This is a genomic window from Streptomyces sp. NPDC048462 (assembly GCF_043200175.1).
GTDB lineage: Bacteria > Actinomycetota > Actinomycetes > Streptomycetales > Streptomycetaceae > Streptomyces.
Genome location: NZ_JBICXG010000043.1, coordinates 15421 through 30520 on the forward strand (window position 1 = coordinate 15421; position 15100 = coordinate 30520).

A 15100-nucleotide genomic window follows, 5' to 3' on the forward strand; every position below is an offset into this window, starting at 1 on the left:
AGAGTTCCTTGGCCACCGGCACGGAAACAGGCACGGATTCAGGAAAAGATCCCGGCAGGGTGCCAGGCGGCGCTCCGGGCACGAAGCCACCCCCGCAGGGCGGAGCGGCGACCCGGACGGCGGGAGTGCACCACGCCTCACGGGCCGCCATCGCCGCCCGCCACCTGCGGACCGACCGCTGGTGGCTGGCGCCCGCCGTCACCGCGGGCGGGCTCCTCGCCTTCATCGTCTACTCGACCTGGCGGGCGTTCTCGAACGCCGACTACTACGCCGCCCCCTATGTCTCGCCGTTCTACTCTCCCTGCCTGGCGGACAGCTGCGCCCCGATGCGGCACGGCCCGAACTGGGACCTCTTCGGCAGCTGGTGGGGCCTGTCCCCCGCCCTGCTGATCCTGATCTTCCCGCTCGGCTTCCGGCTGACCTGCTACTACTACCGCAAGGCCTACTACCGGGGCTTCTGGGCCTCGCCCCCGGCCTGCGCGGTCGCGGAGCCGCACACGGCGTACAGCGGCGAGACCCGGTTCCCGCTGATCATGCAGAACATCCACCGGTACTTCTTCTACGCCGCACTGCCGGTCGCCGGAATCCTGACGTACGACACCGTGCTCTCCTTCCGCGACGAGCACTACGCCTGGGGCCACATGGGTCTCGGCTCGCTGATCTTCGTTGCCAACATCGCCCTGATCTGGGCGTACACCCTGTCCTGCCACTCCTGCCGGCACATCATCGGCGGCCGGCTGCGGCACTTCTCCAAGCACCCGGTGCGCTACCGGCTGTGGGGCTGGGTGGGGCGGCTGAACGCCCACCACATGCTGCTCGCCTGGGCCTCGCTGATCAGCGTGGCGGCGTGCGACTTCTACGTGTACCTGGTCGCCTCCGGCGCCTTCGACGATCCGAGGTTTTTCTGAATGACTGAGCTCGAACGGCAGCAGTGGGACGTCGTCGTGGTCGGTGCCGGAGGTGCCGGGCTGCGCGCCGCGATCGAGGCGCGGGAGCGCGGCGCCCGTACGGCGGTGATCTGCAAATCGCTCTTCGGCAAAGCGCACACGGTCATGGCGGAGGGCGGGATCGCCGCCTCCATGGGCAATGTGAACTCCGGGGACAACTGGCAGGTGCACTTCCGCGACACCATGCGCGGCGGGAAGTTCCTCAACCAGTGGCGGATGGCCGAGCTGCACGCCAAGGAGGCGCCCGACCGGGTCTGGGAGCTGGAGACCTGGGGCGCGCTCTTCGACCGCACGCCCGAGGGGAAGATCTCCCAGCGCAACTTCGGCGGCCACGAGTACCCGCGCCTGGCGCACGTCGGGGACCGTACCGGCCTCGAACTGATCCGCACCCTCCAGCAGAAGATCGTCTCGCTCCAGCAGGAGGACAAGCGCGAGTTCGGTGACTACGAGGCCCGGCTGAAGGTGTTCCAGGAGTGCACGGTGACCCGCGTCCTGAAGGACGGGGAGCGCGTCTGCGGGACCTTCTGCTACGAGCGCGAGAGCGGCAGGTTCTTCGTCCTGGAGGCGCCCTCGGTCGTCCTGGCCACCGGCGGCATCGGCAAGTCCTTCAAGGTCACGTCGAACTCCTGGGAGTACACCGGCGACGGTCACGCGCTGGCCCTGCTGGCGGGCGCGCCCCTGCTCAACATGGAGTTCGTCCAGTTCCACCCGACCGGGATGGTCTGGCCGCCCTCGGTCAAGGGCATCCTCGTCACCGAGTCGGTGCGCGGCGACGGCGGGGTGCTGCGGAACTCCGAGGGCAAGCGCTTCATGTTCGAGTACGTCCCCGACGTGTTCAAGGAGAAGTACGCGCAGTCGGAGGAGGAGGGCGACCGCTGGTACGAGGACCCGGACAACAACCGCCGCCCGCCCGAGCTGCTGCCGCGTGACGAGGTCGCCCGCGCCATCAACTCCGAGGTGAAGGCGGGCCGCGGATCGCCGCACGGCGGGGTGTTCCTGGACGTGTCGACCCGGATGTCCGCGGAGCGGATCCGGCGCCGGCTGCCCTCGATGTACCACCAGTTCAAGGAGCTGGCGGACGTCGACATCACGGCCGAGGCGATGGAGGTCGGCCCGACCTGCCACTACGTGATGGGCGGCATAGCCGTCGACTCCGACACCGCCGCCGCCCTGGACGTGCCCGGTCTGTACGCGGCCGGCGAGGTCGCCGGCGGCATGCACGGCTCCAACCGGCTCGGCGGGAACTCCCTCTCCGACCTGCTGGTCTTCGGCCGCCGGGCCGGACTCCACGCCGCCGGGTACGCCGAGTCCACCGAGGCCCTGCCGGTGGTGGACGAGGCCCAGATCGACGCGGCGGCCGCGGAGGCCCTGCGCCCGTTCAGCGCGGAGGACCTCGCCGGGGGCGCACCGACGGAGAACCCGTACACCCTGCACCAGGAACTCCAGCAGACGATGAACGACCTGGTCGGCATCATCCGCCGGGCCCCCGAGATGGAGCAGGCCCTGGAGAAGCTGGCCGGGCTGCGGGAACGGGCCCGGCGGGCCGGGGTCGAGGGGCACCGGCAGTTCAACCCCGGCTGGCACCTCTCCCTGGACCTGCGGAACATGCTGCTGGTCAGCGAGTGCATCGCACGGGCGGCCCTGGAGCGCACCGAGAGCCGAGGCGGCCACACCCGCGAGGACTGCCCGGCGATGGAACGCTCCTGGCGCCCGGTCAACCTGCTGTGCCGGCCGGCCGACGCCTCCGCCACGCCGCCGGCGGGCCGGATCGATCTCGTACGCAAGGTCACCGAACCCATCCGTCCGGACCTGCTCGCCCTCTTCGAGAAGGAGGAGCTGGTCAAGTACCTCGCCGAAGAGGAGCTGTCCGAGTGAGCGGCTACGACGCACGGTTCAAGGTGTGGCGCGGGGACACCGACGGCGGCGGTCTGGAGGACTTCACGGTCGAGGTCAACGACGGCGAGGTGGTCCTCGACATCATCCACCGCATCCAGGCCACCCAGGCCGGTGATCTGGCGGTGCGGTGGAACTGCAAGGCCGGCAAGTGCGGTTCGTGCAGCGCGGAGATCAACGGACGGCCGCGCCTGATGTGCATGACACGCATGTCGGTGTTCACCCCCGAGGAGACGGTCACGGTCACCCCGCTGCGCGCCTTCCCGGTGGTGCGGGATCTGGTGACAGACGTGTCCTTCAACTACGCCAAGGCACGCGAAGTGCCCGCCTTCGTGCCTCCGGAGGGGGTGAAGGCGGGCGACTACCGCATGCAGCAGATCGATGTGGAGCGCTCGCAGGAGTTCCGCAAGTGCATCGAGTGCTTCCTGTGCCAGGACACCTGTCACGTGGTGCGCGACCACGAGGAGAACAAGGCGGCCTTCGCCGGACCGCGCTTCCTGATGCGGGTCGCGGAGCTGGACATGCACCCGCTGGACGCCGCCGCCGAGTCCGGTCTCGACCGGAAGGCGACGGCCCAGGAGGAGCACGGGCTCGGCTACTGCAACATCACGAAGTGCTGTACGGAGGTGTGCCCCGAACACATCAAGATCACCGACAACGCGCTGATCCCGCTGAAGGAGCGGGCCGTGGACCGCAAGTACGACCCGCTGGTGTGGCTGGGCAACAAGATCCGGCGCCGGGAGGCGTGAGGCGCGCACGCGCGGCCGGGCCGGAAGCCTCCGGCCCGGCCGCCGTCGGCCCGGCGGTCTTCGGCCGGGCCGCTGCGAGCCCGGCAGCTCCGAGCCCGGCAGCCTTCAGCCCAGCAGCTTGATGATGGCGTCGGTGGTGTCGGTCTCGCCGAGGCGCGGGAAGATCCGCTCCACGCTGTTGTCGTGGGCCTCGGCGCTCATGTCGGTCACCGCGTCCGTGGCGACGGTGACGTGGTAGCCGTGCTCGTACGCCGAGCGGGCGGTGGACTCGACGCCGATGCTGGTCGCGATCCCGGCCACCACGACCTGGGTCACGCCGCGGCGGCGCAGCTGGAGGTCGAGGTCGGTGCCGTAGAAGGCGCCCCAGGTCAGCTTGGTGACGACGATGTCGCCCTCCTCCGGGCCGAGCTCGGGCGCGATGTCGGCCCAGTCGGCGGCGGGCTGCCCGGAGCGGGCGGGGCCCTCCGTGCGGCCGGGGGCGCCGCCGGTGACGCGGACCAGGACGACCGGGAGGCCCTTGGCCCGGAACGCGTCGGCGAGGGACGCGGCATTCGCGACGACCTCGGCGCTGGGGTGGGCGGTGGGCAGACCCGTGATGCCCTTCTGGAGGTCGACGACGACCAGCGCGGTCTTCGGGTCGAGGGTGGTGGCGCTCATGGTGGTGCTCCTTGCTGAGTGGTGCGGAACGGTATTCAGGTACGGCCGCGCAGGGCGCGGTCGGTCACGGTGAGGACGATGAGGAGGACGCCCAGCACGGCGGCGACGCCGGCCATCAGGTGCAGGCCCCGGTCACCGGTGGACTGCCCGTAGGCCAGGGCGATGAGGCTGGACGCGGTGATGGCCCCGATGTACTGGGCGGTGCGCTGGAGGCCGGCGGCCGAGCCGATGGACTCGGCCGGGGCGTAGGCCTGGACGGCCGCCTGGTTGCTCGTACCGATCAGCCCCTGCGGGATGCCGAAGCAGGCCCCGGCGATCAGCAGGACGGCGAGCGGGGTGTCCCCGGAGAGGAACAGCAGCACGCCCGCCCCGACGGTGAGCAGTACACAGGCCAGGGTGAGCGGCCCTCGGATGCCCTTCGTGCGGGCGCCGAGCAGTGAGCAGACGAGAGCGGCGACGGACATCGGCAGCATCAGCAGACCGGTGTGCCCGGACGAATAGCCACGGGCCTCCTCCAGCCACTGGGTGTATCCGTACATCACGCAGTAGATCAGCAGATAGCTGACTCCGTGCCGCAGGTACGTCCGTGAGAGGGCGGCGTTTCCCGCCAGCATCCGCAGGTCGATGAAGGGGTTGGGGCGCCGCAGCTGCCACCGCACCAGTGCGGCGCTGAGCACCGCGAAGGGTGCGAGGAGCCACCACATCGGGTGGGCGAGGTCGAGCAGGAAGAAGACGAGCACGGTCAGGGCGGTGGTGAAGAGGCCGATGCCGAGCGGGTCCAGGTCGAGCCGGGGCGTACTGCCGTCGGCGGCCCGCCTGCGCGGCGGGTCGGCCGGGATCCAGAGCAGGGCGGCACCGAAGGCGATGAGCGCGACGGGCACGTTGACGGCGAAGATGCCGCGCCAGCCGACGACCATGACCAGCAGTCCGCCGAGGGTGGGGCCGACCGCCGCGCTGCCGAGCGCCGCGAAGGAGAGCCGGGCCAGGACGGAGCGCGGCGTGGCCCGGCCGATCCGGGCGGACTCGTCGCGCAGCACCGCCATGGCGGCCGGGTAGGCGGCCGACGTACCGATGCCGAGCAGCAGCCGGGACACGATCAGCCAGCCGAAGCTCGGCGCCACCGCCCCCACCAGGCCGGACGCGATGACGACGACCAGCCCGACGAGGAAGACGCGCCGGGGGCCGAGCACGTCGGCGAGTCTGCCGAGGACCGGCTGGGCGACGGCGCTCGCCAGATACAGGACCGAGATCAGCCAGGCGGTGTCGGCGGCGCCGATGTCGAAGTGGTGCCCGATCGCCACCAGGGCGGTCGAGATCATGGTGGTGTTGAGCGGGTTGAGCAGCGAGCCGATCAGCAGCGGGGCGGTGAGCCGGCCACTGAATCCGGGCGCGGCGCCCCGGTCCGGTGCGGGCCCCGGCGGCGGCCCGGGTGTTGGTGCCGGTGCCCGGGACGCCCGGGGTATCGCTGCGGGGGCGGCGTCGCGGCCGGTCACGAACCGACCAGGCGGTCGAGGAGGACCGTCGCCTCGGCCAGGGTCCGGCGCTCGGCCCCGTCGAGTTCGGCGGCGATGGCCTCGGCCAGCCAGTTGCGCTTGGCGACCCGGACCTCCGCGAGCGTCGTACGTCCGGCGCCGGTGATCGACATGACCGATTTGCGTCCGTCGTCCGGATCGGGCGCCCGCTCGACGAGCCCCTGCTCCTCCAGCGCGCCCAGCGTCAGCCGCATGGACTGCGGGCGTACGAACTCGGCGCGGGCCAGCGCGGCCGTGGTGGCCGGGCCCCCGTCCTCCAGCCGGGCCAGCACCGAGCGCTGGGTCGGCGTGAGCAGGCTCTCCGAGGACGAGGAGCGAAGTCGCCGCAGCAGCCTGCCGACGACGGCCGCGAGGTCGTTTCCGACCTGCTCGGCCGTGGGGTCGACAGGGGTGTCGGCGGGCGTCTGCGTCATGCCCTCCACCGTAAAGATGTACAGGCCATCTTGCAAGGTAGCCTGTCGATTGCTGGATGGCCTTGCTCCCTTCCGGCCCGCGATCTAGGGTGAATGCGCTTTCAAAAGGCGTATGTCGATACGTGTCGGCACGGAAGAAGAAGCGGACGGACGGTCGAGTGAGCGCCCCAACGGTGTACGACGTCGCCGAGCGGTCGGGCGTCTCCATTGCCACGGTTTCGCGGGTCTACCGCACCCCGGACTCGGTGCGCGCCCAGACCCGTGAGCGGGTCCTGGAGGCGGCGCGCGAGCTCGGCTACGTACCGAGCGGGAACGCCCGGGGCCTGGCCAGCCGCACCACCGGGGTGCTCGGGCTCTGCTTTCCCGACTACGCCGACCCGGACGCCGAGGCCGACGCCGAGGCGGACAGCGATGCCGACGACGCGGTGATGCTCTACTCGGACCAGATCATCCGCGGCATGGAGCGGGCCGCGCGGCGGCACGGGTACGCCCTGCTGATCGCCGCCTCGCTGGAGGGCGGTCCGGAGAGCCTGGTCGCGAAGGTCGCGGGACGGGTCGACGGCTTCGCGGTACTGGCGCAGACGGTGCCGACCAAGGACCTCGAGGTGATATCGCGCCGGCTGCCGGTCGTGATGCTCGCCGGCCCCCGCGAGATCGACCACCTCGACCACATCGTCGTCGCCAACGCCGACGGCGAACGAGAACTGACCCGCCACCTGATCGAGGACCACGGACTGCGCCGGCTCGCCTTCATCGCCGGCGACACCGACTCACCCGACGCCGAGGCGCGGTTCCGCGGATTCCAGGAGGCGTGCCGGGACGCCGGAATCCCGGTGCCGGGCGCGCCGAGCGTGCGGACGACGATGATGAAGCAGGCCGAGGGCGAGTGGGCCGCCGAACGGCTGCTGGACGCGGACGGGCCCCGGCCGCAGGCGATGCTCTTCGCCAACGACCAGATGGCGGTGGGCGCCCTGCGCGCACTGGCCAGACGCGGCGTGCGGGTGCCCGAGGACATGGCGGTGACCGGCTTCGACGGCATCCCGCTCAGCCGGATCGTCCAGCCACCGCTGACGACGGTGCGCCAGCCGATCCGGCAGCTCGGCGAGCAGGCGGTCGAACTGCTGGTGCAGCGGCTGAACAACGCGAACCGCGAACCGGTCTCGCTCACCCTCCCGGTCTCCCCGATCCGCCGCAGGAGCTGCGGCTGCGGCTGACCGGCCGGGTGCGCGCGGGGACGCTGCCGGACCGCGCACGCCTACCGCCGCCCCACGCCTCGCGCGCACCGCCGCCCACGCCTCACGCCTCACGCGCACCCGCACTCGCCGCCGGCCCCGCCGTCACCGGCCCACGCGCCGCGCGCGCCGCCCGTCACCGCCTGAGCCGCTCCCCGAAGAACCGCGTGCGGGCCGCCCCGAGCCCGGCGGCCTCGTCCGCCAGGCCCGCGTGCTCGAAGTGCCCCGCGCTCAGCACCAGCAGCTCCCGCTCCCCCGCCAGCGCGTTGTACACCGCGAACTGGCCCGGCGGCGGCACGGACGGGTCGAACAGCGCCGCGGCCACCAGCGTCGGCCGCTCCAGGAACCCCGCAGCCGTCGCGGCGTCGAAGTACCCCAGCACCTCGGTGACCTCGGGATGCCCTCGGTGGTACTCCCGCACCGACTCCCCGCTCCCCACGCACGGCAGCGTGAGCCGCAGCGGGTGGTTCCCGAAGGTCGGCACCGTCAGCTGCGCGGCCCCGAAGCGGTCGTCCCAGGGCAGGGCCAGGGCGCCGAGCCCCCCGCCGAAGCTCTCCCCCAGGTAGCCGAGCGGGCCGGCGCCCGCGAGCTCGGGGACCAGCTCGTACAGCGCCGACGCCGCACACCACAGGTCCGCCACGCAGTCGCCGATCACATACGTGTCGCGGGACTCGATGCCGTGCAGCACATGCGCGCCGGAGACGTCCGGGATGCCCGCCACGAGACCGAGCGACCCCATCCCCCGTACGCAGGGCAGGATCGCGGCCGCCCCGGGCAGCGGCAGCGGCACATCGGGCCCCGGCTCCTGCCGGCCGCCGTAGCCGTGGCCGATGACGAACCCGTGGCGCACCGGCCCCTGCGCGGGCAGTACCAGCCAGCCCCCCAGCCGCACCCCGCCCATCGAGGTGAACGTCACTCCGTGGATCCGGACACCGTCGCGCTCGCTCTCCAGTGGCCCGATCTCCGGCGCGGTGGCGACCTTGCGAGCCGCCTCGTACCGCGCTCGCCAGAAATCCGCGAAGTCGTGCGGCGCGGGGGGCGCGGGGACGGTCAGCAGGTCGTCGAGCGTGTGCCCGTACGAGGGGTCAAAAGGGAATTCATGCACGAATGGAGACATGACCACGACAATATCGCCCCCCTCCCATGCCCTTCGGGCCACCGGCGGCCACACGCCCGCGCCATGGCGACCGCCTCGCCCCGGCCGTCAACGACCACCCACCCCAACCATGCGGAATCGGTCACATCGTTGCCTTTTTCGCAAACAGCACACTTACCGTTCCAAGTTGAACATTCAGATGTCCCATACGTTGCACGAGTGTGACCCAGCACCCTCTTGCGGATTCCTGAATCTCTGCCGCAGAGTGATGTATGCGCTTACAGGCAGCGCATACATTCGGATTGCTCAAGGAGGAGCCCTCCATGCCCCGCACCGCCAGAACCGCCTCCACCGGTATCGGTATCGCCGTCGTACTCGCTCTCGGTCTGACCGCGTGCGGCAGCTCCGGTGGCGACGATGTCGCCGCGGACAAGAAGCAGACGCTCACTGTCTGGGCCATGGGGGCCGAGGGCGAGAAGCTCGCGGATGTGGCCAAGGTCTACGAGAAGGCCAATCCGAACGTCACCGTCAAGGTGACCCCGGTCGGCTGGGACGTCGCCCACCAGAAGCTGGTCTCCGCGGCCGCCGCCGGCAGCATGCCGGACGTGGCGCAGATGGGCGGCAGCTACATGGGCGAGTTCTCCGAGCTCGGTGTCCTGGAGCCGGTCGACGCCAAGACCTTCCAGGAGAAGGACTTCTTCCCGGCCGGCTGGAAGCAGGGCGAGGTGGACGGCCAGGCGTACGGCGTGCCGTGGTACGTCGACACCCGCGTCCTCTACTACCGCACCGACCTGGCCGAGAAGGCGGGCATCACCAAGGCTCCGACCGACTGGAAGGAGATGCAGGACCTCGCCACCGCCTACCAGAAGAAGGCGGGCACCAAGTGGGGCCTGTCCATCCAGCCCAGCGGACTGGACACGGTGCAGAACTTCTACTCATTCCTGTACTCGGCCGGCGGCGAGATAGTCAACGACAAGGGCGATGTCGTCATCGACAGCCCCGAGGCCGTCAAGGCGCTCAAGGAGTACGGCTCTTACTTCTCCAAGGGGCTCTCCAACAAGTCCGTGCAGCCCGGCTACGACGTGGTGAAGGACTTCGGCAACGGCCGTGTCCCGATGTTCTTCGGCGGCCCCTGGCACGTCACCCTGCTGAACGAGGGCCAGCCGCAGCTCAAGGGCAAGTGGGCGGTGGCCGACGTGCCCGCCGACAAGTCCTCCGTCTCGATGGCCGGCGGTTCCTCCCTGGTCATCTCCAAGGACAGCGAGCACAAGGCCGCCGCCACCCGCTTCATCAAGTACCTGACGGACACCAAGGGCCAGGCCGACTGGTACAAGCGCACCAAGGACCTGCCGGCCAACACCGCCGCCTGGACCTCCGGTGACCTCGCCAACGACGCCGATCTGCAGATCTTCAAGAAGCAGATGGACACCGCCAAGTCCTCCCCGTCGCTCTCCAACTGGACCGAGGTCACCGACAAGGTCGACCAGGCCATCGCGAAGGTGACCCAGGGCAAGGCGTCCGCCGAGGACGCGCTGAAGACGGCGCAGTCCCAGATCGAAGGCCTCGTGAAGTAGGAGCCATGAGCACCACGACCGGAAAGGCCGCAGAGTCGGCCAAGGTGCAGGCCGGACCGGGGACCGCGAAGTCCCCGGCCGCCGGGCCCAAGGGTTCACCCAGGCGCGGGAAGCCCTCGCTGGGAATGCAGAACATGGCCGGCTGGCTGTTCTCCACTCCCTTCCTCGTTCTCTTCCTCGTCTTCATGGCCGTCCCGATCATCGCCACCCTGGTGATGAGCTTCACGGACTTCGGGCTGCGCAACGTGACGCACCCTCTCGACGCGAACTTCATCGGATTCGAGAACTACACCAAGCTGTTCAGTGACGAGAAGTTCCTCAAGTCGCTGTTCAACACGGCGTACTTCGTGGTCATCGGCGTCCCGCTGACGATCTTCCTCGGACTGATCGTCGCCGTACTGCTCAACAACGGCATCGACCGGGCCAGGACGTTCTTCCGCGTCGGCTTCTACGCCCCGGTCGTCACCACCATCGTCGCGGTCGCCGTCGTCTGGCGCTTCGTGCTCGATCCGAGCGACGGTCTCGTCGCGGGCCTCTTCTCCGAAGTGGGCCTCACCGCTCCGGACTTCCTCGGCTCCGAGAAGCTCGCCATGCCGTCGATGATCGCGATGGCGGTCTGGCGCAACGTCGGCACGGTCATGGTGCTCTTCATCGCAGGCCTGCAGGCCATTCCCACCGAGGTCCGGGAAGCGGCGCGGCTGGACGGTGCCGGCATCTGGCAGGAGTTCAGGGGCATCACCATCCCGCTTCTGCGGCCCACGATGCTCTACGCCACCGTGATCACCACGATCGGCTACCTCAACGTCTTCGAGGAACCCTTCGTGATGACGCAGGGCGGGCCGTCGGACTCGACGCTCACCGTCTCGCTGAACATGTACCGCGAGGGCTTCAACTTCTTCCACATGGGCTATGCGAGCGCCATGGCGTATGTCCTCTTCGTAGTGATCATGGGCATCACGGTGCTGCAGCTCCGACTGCTGAAGGACAACACGAAATGAGCGCCACCAATGCACCGGGCGCCGTCTCGACGGCGCCGTCGAAGAAGCCCGGGAAGAGCGAACGGAAGACGGGGCGGAAGGACAGCGGCAGGGAGCCGAGGTCATGGAAGCGGATCCTCGTCTACGTCCTGCTCTCGCTCGGTCTGCTGATCATGTCGGCGCCGTTCCTGTGGATGGCTGTCTCCTCGTTCAAGACGACGAGCGAACTGACCGCGAGCCCGCCGGTCTGGATCCCGACCGAGTGGACCCTGGAAAACTTCCGGGAGCTGCTCGACAAGCTGGATCTGCCGCTGTACTTCATGAACTCGGTGATCGTGGCGGTGCTGGTCACCGTCTCGAACCTGGTCTTCTGCTCGATGCTCGGGTACGCCCTGGCCAAGCTGAAGTTCGCCGGCCGCAACAAGATCTTCGGTGTGGTCCTCGGCGCCCTCATGGTGCCCGGGAACCTGATGCTGCTGCCGCTCTTCGTCCTGATGAGCAAGCTGCAGCTGATCGACTCGTACGCCGGGCTGGTCCTGCCGTTCGCAGCCGGGGCCTTCGGCGTCTTCCTGATGCGGCAGTTCATGCAGTCGATCCCGGACGAGCTGCTGGAAGCGGCCCGGATGGACGGTGCCGGCGAGTGGTACATCTTCTGGCGCATCGTGATGCCGCTGGTGAAGCCCGCGCTGGCGACGCTGTCGATCTTCACGTTCCTCGGCTCGTGGAACAACTTCGTCTGGCCGCTCATCGCGACGAACGATCCCGACAAGTACACCCTTCCGGTCGCCCTGGCCACCTTCGCCACCGACCCGAACAAGGCGGGTGGATCCAACGGCATGCTGATGGCCGGCTCCTTCCTGATCGTGCTGCCGGTCCTGGTCGTGTTCATCGCGCTCCAGCGGCACTTCACGCAGGGCATCGCCACCGCGGGCATGAAGTAGTCCGCCCCCGGGAGCGGGCCGGGCCCGCCCCCGGCCGCCCCTCCCATACGTAAGCGGCCCGCACCCGCACACCCGCCGGCCGCCCCTTCCCCGCACCAGAAAGACATTTCGCGATGACTCACACCCAGGTCCCGTTCCCCGAAAACTTCCTGTGGGGTGCCTCCACGGCCGCCCACCAGATCGAGGGCAACAACACCAACAGCGACTGGTGGGTCAAGGAGCACACCGCGGGCACCCACATCCAGGAACCCAGCCTGGACGCCTGCGACAGCTACCACCGCTGGCACGAGGACATGGACGTGCTGGCCGGACTGGGCTTCACCGACTACCGGTTCTCCATCGAGTGGGCGCGTATCGAGCCCGCCGAAGGGCAGTTCTCCCGGGCCGAGATCGCCCACTACCGCCGGATGGTCGAAGGCGCCATCGAGCGCGGACTCCGCCCCATGGTCACCCTGCACCACTTCACCGTGCCGCAGTGGTTCGAGGCGCGTGGCGGCTTCACCGCCGAGGGCGCGACGGAGCTGTTCGCCCGCTACGTCGCGGCCTGCGCACCCGTGATCAGTGAGGGCGTCAGCCACGTCTGCACCATCAACGAGCCGAACATGATCGCCGTGATGGCGGGCCAGGCCAAGCGCGGCGACATCGGCTTCCCGCCCGCCGGTCTGCCGACCCCCGACGACGAGACCACCCAGGCCGTCATCGCCGCCCACCACGCGGCCGTCAAGGAGGTCAAGGCGATCAACGCCGGCATCCAGGTCGGCTGGACCATCGCCAACCAGGTCTACCAGGCCCTTCCCGGCGCGGAAGAGGTCACCGCGGCCTACCGCCACCCCCGTGAGGACATCTTCATCGAGGCCGCCCGCGGCGACGACTGGATCGGCGTGCAGTCCTACACCCGGACCAGGATCGGCACCGACGGACCGATCCCCACCGCCGACGACGTGGAGCGCACCCTCACGCAGTGGGAGTACTACCCCCGCGCCGTCGGCCACGCGCTGCGCCACACCGCCGAGGTCGTCGGCAGCGACATGCCGCTGATCGTGACCGAGAACGGCATCGCGACCGACAAGGACAGCCGCCGGATCGACTACTACACCGGCGCCCTGAACGAGGTCGCGTCCGCCATCCAGGACGGCCTGCGCGTCGAGGGCTACCTCGCGTGGAGCGCCCTGGACAACTACGAGTGGGGCTCCTACGCACCGACCTTCGGCCTCATCGGCTGGAACCCGGAGACCTTCGAGCGGCTGCCGAAGCCGTCCGCCGCCTGGCTGGGCGAGATGGGCCGCACCCGCACGCTCCCGCGCATCGCCGACTGACGCCGGACCTCTGACCGGGAGCCCCTGACGGCTCCCCACCGTGCGGGGTCCGGCGGCACCTGACGGACGCCGGACCCCGCACCGGTATGCCCGGCATGATCCAAACGAGAGGCCCGAGGGCCACGCCGGCAGCCGCACCCGAACTACAGCGCCACAGGCGCAGCACCACCCCCGGGCGGCTCTCATCCGCCGCGTCGAGCACGCCACGAAACGCCCCCATCCCCCTTCTGCCAACGGGAGCTGGACCTTCATGGACCGTCGCACGTTTCTCACCACCACCGGGACCGGGGCTGCCGCTCTGTCCCTCGGGGCCGCGTCCGTATCCCCGGCGCATGCCGTTCCCACCGCCCGGTCCGCGCCTTCGGCGGACGCCGCTCATCTTGTCCATGCCGTCGATACACCGCTGCTGCTGCGCTGGTTCCGCGATACGTATCACTCGATCGAGGCCATGACGACCGGCCTGGGTCTCGCCGTCGACAAGATCGACGTGAGTGGTCCGGGCGGCCCCGTCCGGTCGCGTCAGACCTCGCCCACCAATATCGGCTGCGGTCTGTGGTCGACGGTCGCCGCCGGCGGGCTCGGGGTGATCAGTGACGCCACGATGCGGAACAGGCTGGAGCGCACGGTCCGGTCCGTGGAGAAGCTGGAGCGCCATCACGGCTTCTGGCTCAACTGGTACGACGCGCACGACGGTTCGGTACTGACCGAATGGCCCGGCACCGGCGACCCCGTCCGCCCGTTCCTCTCCTCGGTCGACAACGCCTGGCTGATCACCGGTCTGCGGATCGCCGCGGAGGCCGCTCCCGCACTGCGCCCCCGCATCGGCCGCATCCTCGCGGACGCCGACTGGTCCTACTACTACACGCCCTTCGATCCGGCCGACCCGGTCGCCGGACCCGGCCAGCTGCGCGGCGGCTTCTGGACCGACACCGAGGAGCCCACCGGCCATCACTACGGCGCGCTCAACACCGAGCCGAGGATGGCGAGTTATCTGGGCATTGCCGACGGAACCCTGCCAGCCGACCACTACTGGCACCTGCTGCGCACCATGCTCCCCGGGAACGAGCAGGAGCAGCAGCCGCAGGGCAGTTACGTGGCGATGGACGGTATCCGCGTCTGGCAGGGCCACTACACGCACGGCAGCCGCAAGCTCGTCCCCACCTGGGGCGGGTCGATGTTCGAGGCGCTGATGGTGCCGCTGTTCGTGCCCGAGCAGGAATGGTCGCCGAAATCGTGGGGGCGCACCCACCAGCGGTATGTGCGGAGCCAGATCGAGCACGGCATGTCAGAGGCCGGGTACGGATACTGGGGCTTCTCCCCCGCCAGCATTCCCGAGGGCGGGTACCAGGAGTACGGGGTCGACGCGCTCGGCATGCAACTCGACGGCTACGCCTCCAACACGGACCGCACGTACACCGCGGACGGCGCCCCGCTGCCGCCCGCGTCGGCGTTCACCAACGGTGTCGTCACGCCGCACGCCTCGTTCCTCGCCCTGCCCCACGCGCCGGCCGAGGCGGTGGCGAACCTGCGGGCCCTGGACCGTGATTTCGGTGCCTATCACGACGGCTTGGGGTTCCGGGACTCCGTCAACGTCTCCACCGGACGGGTCAGCGACTACCAGCTCGCCCTCGACCAGGGCATGATCGCCGCGGCACTGGCCCAGGCGATCCGGCCCGGACTGCTGCAGCAGCCGTTCCGGACCGGTGGGTTCCGTTCCCGGGTACGGCCTCTGCTCGCCAAGGAGCGCTTCAGCATCTGAGCCCGGCCGGCGGC

The 15100-nt window shown here is 69.9% G+C and carries 13 protein-coding genes; 9 read left to right on the top strand and 4 right to left on the bottom strand.

The features are described from left to right. Nucleotides 1–59: 59 nt before the first annotated feature. From ACGFU6_RS37330 to ACGFU6_RS37340, 3 genes are read left to right on the top strand one after another with little or no spacing between them, the layout of a single operon-like run. Complete coding sequence (locus ACGFU6_RS37330; RefSeq protein ID WP_393617009.1) at nucleotides 60–908, top strand: hypothetical protein; 849 nt, start codon at nucleotides 60–62, stop codon at nucleotides 906–908. Further along, nucleotides 909–2822 carry a fumarate reductase/succinate dehydrogenase flavoprotein subunit gene (locus ACGFU6_RS37335; protein WP_393617010.1) on the top strand — a complete coding sequence of 638 codons (1914 nt, stop codon included), beginning with the start codon at nucleotides 909–911 and terminating at the stop codon, nucleotides 2820–2822. It begins immediately after the preceding gene. Beyond that, nucleotides 2819–3589: a succinate dehydrogenase/fumarate reductase iron-sulfur subunit gene (locus ACGFU6_RS37340; protein ID WP_393617011.1), complete on the top strand. Its 771-nt coding sequence runs from the start codon at nucleotides 2819–2821 to the stop codon at nucleotides 3587–3589. The genes ACGFU6_RS37335 and ACGFU6_RS37340 overlap by 4 nt, the downstream gene beginning before the upstream one ends. Before the next feature lie 105 nt (nucleotides 3590–3694). On the opposite strand, the gene ACGFU6_RS37345 is transcribed toward ACGFU6_RS37340, so the two are convergent. From ACGFU6_RS37345 to ACGFU6_RS37355, 3 genes are read right to left on the bottom strand one after another with little or no spacing between them, the layout of a single operon-like run. Further along, complete coding sequence (locus tag ACGFU6_RS37345; RefSeq protein WP_393617012.1) at nucleotides 3695–4246, bottom strand: isochorismatase family protein; 552 nt, start codon at nucleotides 4244–4246, stop codon at nucleotides 3695–3697. A gap of 35 nt (nucleotides 4247–4281) precedes the next feature. Next, nucleotides 4282–5709, bottom strand: coding sequence for an MFS transporter (locus ACGFU6_RS37350; protein WP_393617034.1), 1428 nt, complete (start codon nucleotides 5707–5709; stop codon nucleotides 4282–4284). Between the two features lie 26 nt (nucleotides 5710–5735). Further along, nucleotides 5736–6191 carry a MarR family winged helix-turn-helix transcriptional regulator gene (locus tag ACGFU6_RS37355; RefSeq protein WP_393617013.1) on the bottom strand — a complete coding sequence of 152 codons (456 nt, stop codon included), beginning with the start codon at nucleotides 6189–6191 and terminating at the stop codon, nucleotides 5736–5738. Between the two features lie 158 nt (nucleotides 6192–6349). On the opposite strand from ACGFU6_RS37355, the gene ACGFU6_RS37360 reads away from it, so the two are divergent. Next, complete coding sequence (locus ACGFU6_RS37360; protein ID WP_393617014.1) at nucleotides 6350–7405, top strand: LacI family DNA-binding transcriptional regulator; 1056 nt, start codon at nucleotides 6350–6352, stop codon at nucleotides 7403–7405. A 154-nt stretch (nucleotides 7406–7559) separates the two neighbouring features. Here the strand turns inward: ACGFU6_RS37360 and ACGFU6_RS37365 are convergent, their stop codons facing one another. Continuing rightward, entirely contained in the window at nucleotides 7560–8540 is a 981-nt protein-coding gene (locus ACGFU6_RS37365; RefSeq protein WP_393617015.1) for an acetylxylan esterase, read from the bottom strand. Nucleotides 8541–8842: 302 nt separating this feature from the next. Here ACGFU6_RS37365 and ACGFU6_RS37370 point away from each other — a divergent pair, with 302 nt between their 5' ends. From ACGFU6_RS37370 to ACGFU6_RS37390, 5 genes are all read left to right on the top strand, one after another. Next, nucleotides 8843–10093, top strand: a complete 1251-nt coding sequence (locus ACGFU6_RS37370; protein WP_393617016.1) for a sugar ABC transporter substrate-binding protein — start codon at nucleotides 8843–8845, stop codon at nucleotides 10091–10093. Between the two features lie 5 nt (nucleotides 10094–10098). Continuing rightward, nucleotides 10099–11091: a carbohydrate ABC transporter permease gene (locus ACGFU6_RS37375; RefSeq protein ID WP_393617017.1), complete on the top strand. Its 993-nt coding sequence runs from the start codon at nucleotides 10099–10101 to the stop codon at nucleotides 11089–11091. Further along, on the top strand, nucleotides 11088–12011 hold the full coding sequence (locus tag ACGFU6_RS37380) for a carbohydrate ABC transporter permease (protein ID WP_393617018.1): 924 nt from the start codon (nucleotides 11088–11090) through the stop codon (nucleotides 12009–12011). The genes ACGFU6_RS37375 and ACGFU6_RS37380 overlap by 4 nt, the downstream gene beginning before the upstream one ends. 113 nt (nucleotides 12012–12124) lie before the next feature. Further along, complete coding sequence (locus tag ACGFU6_RS37385) at nucleotides 12125–13327, top strand: glycoside hydrolase family 1 protein (protein WP_393617019.1); 1203 nt, start codon at nucleotides 12125–12127, stop codon at nucleotides 13325–13327. 250 nt (nucleotides 13328–13577) lie between these two features. After that, a complete protein-coding gene (locus ACGFU6_RS37390) occupies nucleotides 13578–15086 on the top strand; it encodes a glucoamylase family protein (protein WP_393617020.1) in 1509 nt (502 codons plus the stop codon). The last annotated feature ends 14 nt before the right edge of the window (nucleotides 15087–15100 follow it).

What these genes read in the sequence shown, in the direction of transcription:
- ACGFU6_RS37335 (WP_393617010.1), top strand. Translation starts at nt 909, where the DNA reads ATGACTGAGCTCGAACGGCAGCAGTGGGACGTCGTCGTGGTCGGTGCC.
- ACGFU6_RS37345 (WP_393617012.1), bottom strand. Translation starts at nt 4,246, where the DNA reads ATGAGCGCCACCACCCTCGACCCGAAGACCGCGCTGGTCGTCGTCGAC.
- ACGFU6_RS37355 (WP_393617013.1), bottom strand. Translation starts at nt 6,191, where the DNA reads ATGACGCAGACGCCCGCCGACACCCCTGTCGACCCCACGGCCGAGCAG.
- ACGFU6_RS37365 (WP_393617015.1), bottom strand. Translation starts at nt 8,540, where the DNA reads ATGTCTCCATTCGTGCATGAATTCCCTTTTGACCCCTCGTACGGGCAC.
- ACGFU6_RS37370 (WP_393617016.1), top strand. Translation starts at nt 8,843, where the DNA reads ATGCCCCGCACCGCCAGAACCGCCTCCACCGGTATCGGTATCGCCGTC.
- ACGFU6_RS37375 (WP_393617017.1), top strand. Translation starts at nt 10,099, where the DNA reads ATGAGCACCACGACCGGAAAGGCCGCAGAGTCGGCCAAGGTGCAGGCC.
- ACGFU6_RS37380 (WP_393617018.1), top strand. Translation starts at nt 11,088, where the DNA reads ATGAGCGCCACCAATGCACCGGGCGCCGTCTCGACGGCGCCGTCGAAG.
- ACGFU6_RS37385 (WP_393617019.1), top strand. Translation starts at nt 12,125, where the DNA reads ATGACTCACACCCAGGTCCCGTTCCCCGAAAACTTCCTGTGGGGTGCC.
- ACGFU6_RS37390 (WP_393617020.1), top strand. Translation starts at nt 13,578, where the DNA reads ATGGACCGTCGCACGTTTCTCACCACCACCGGGACCGGGGCTGCCGCT.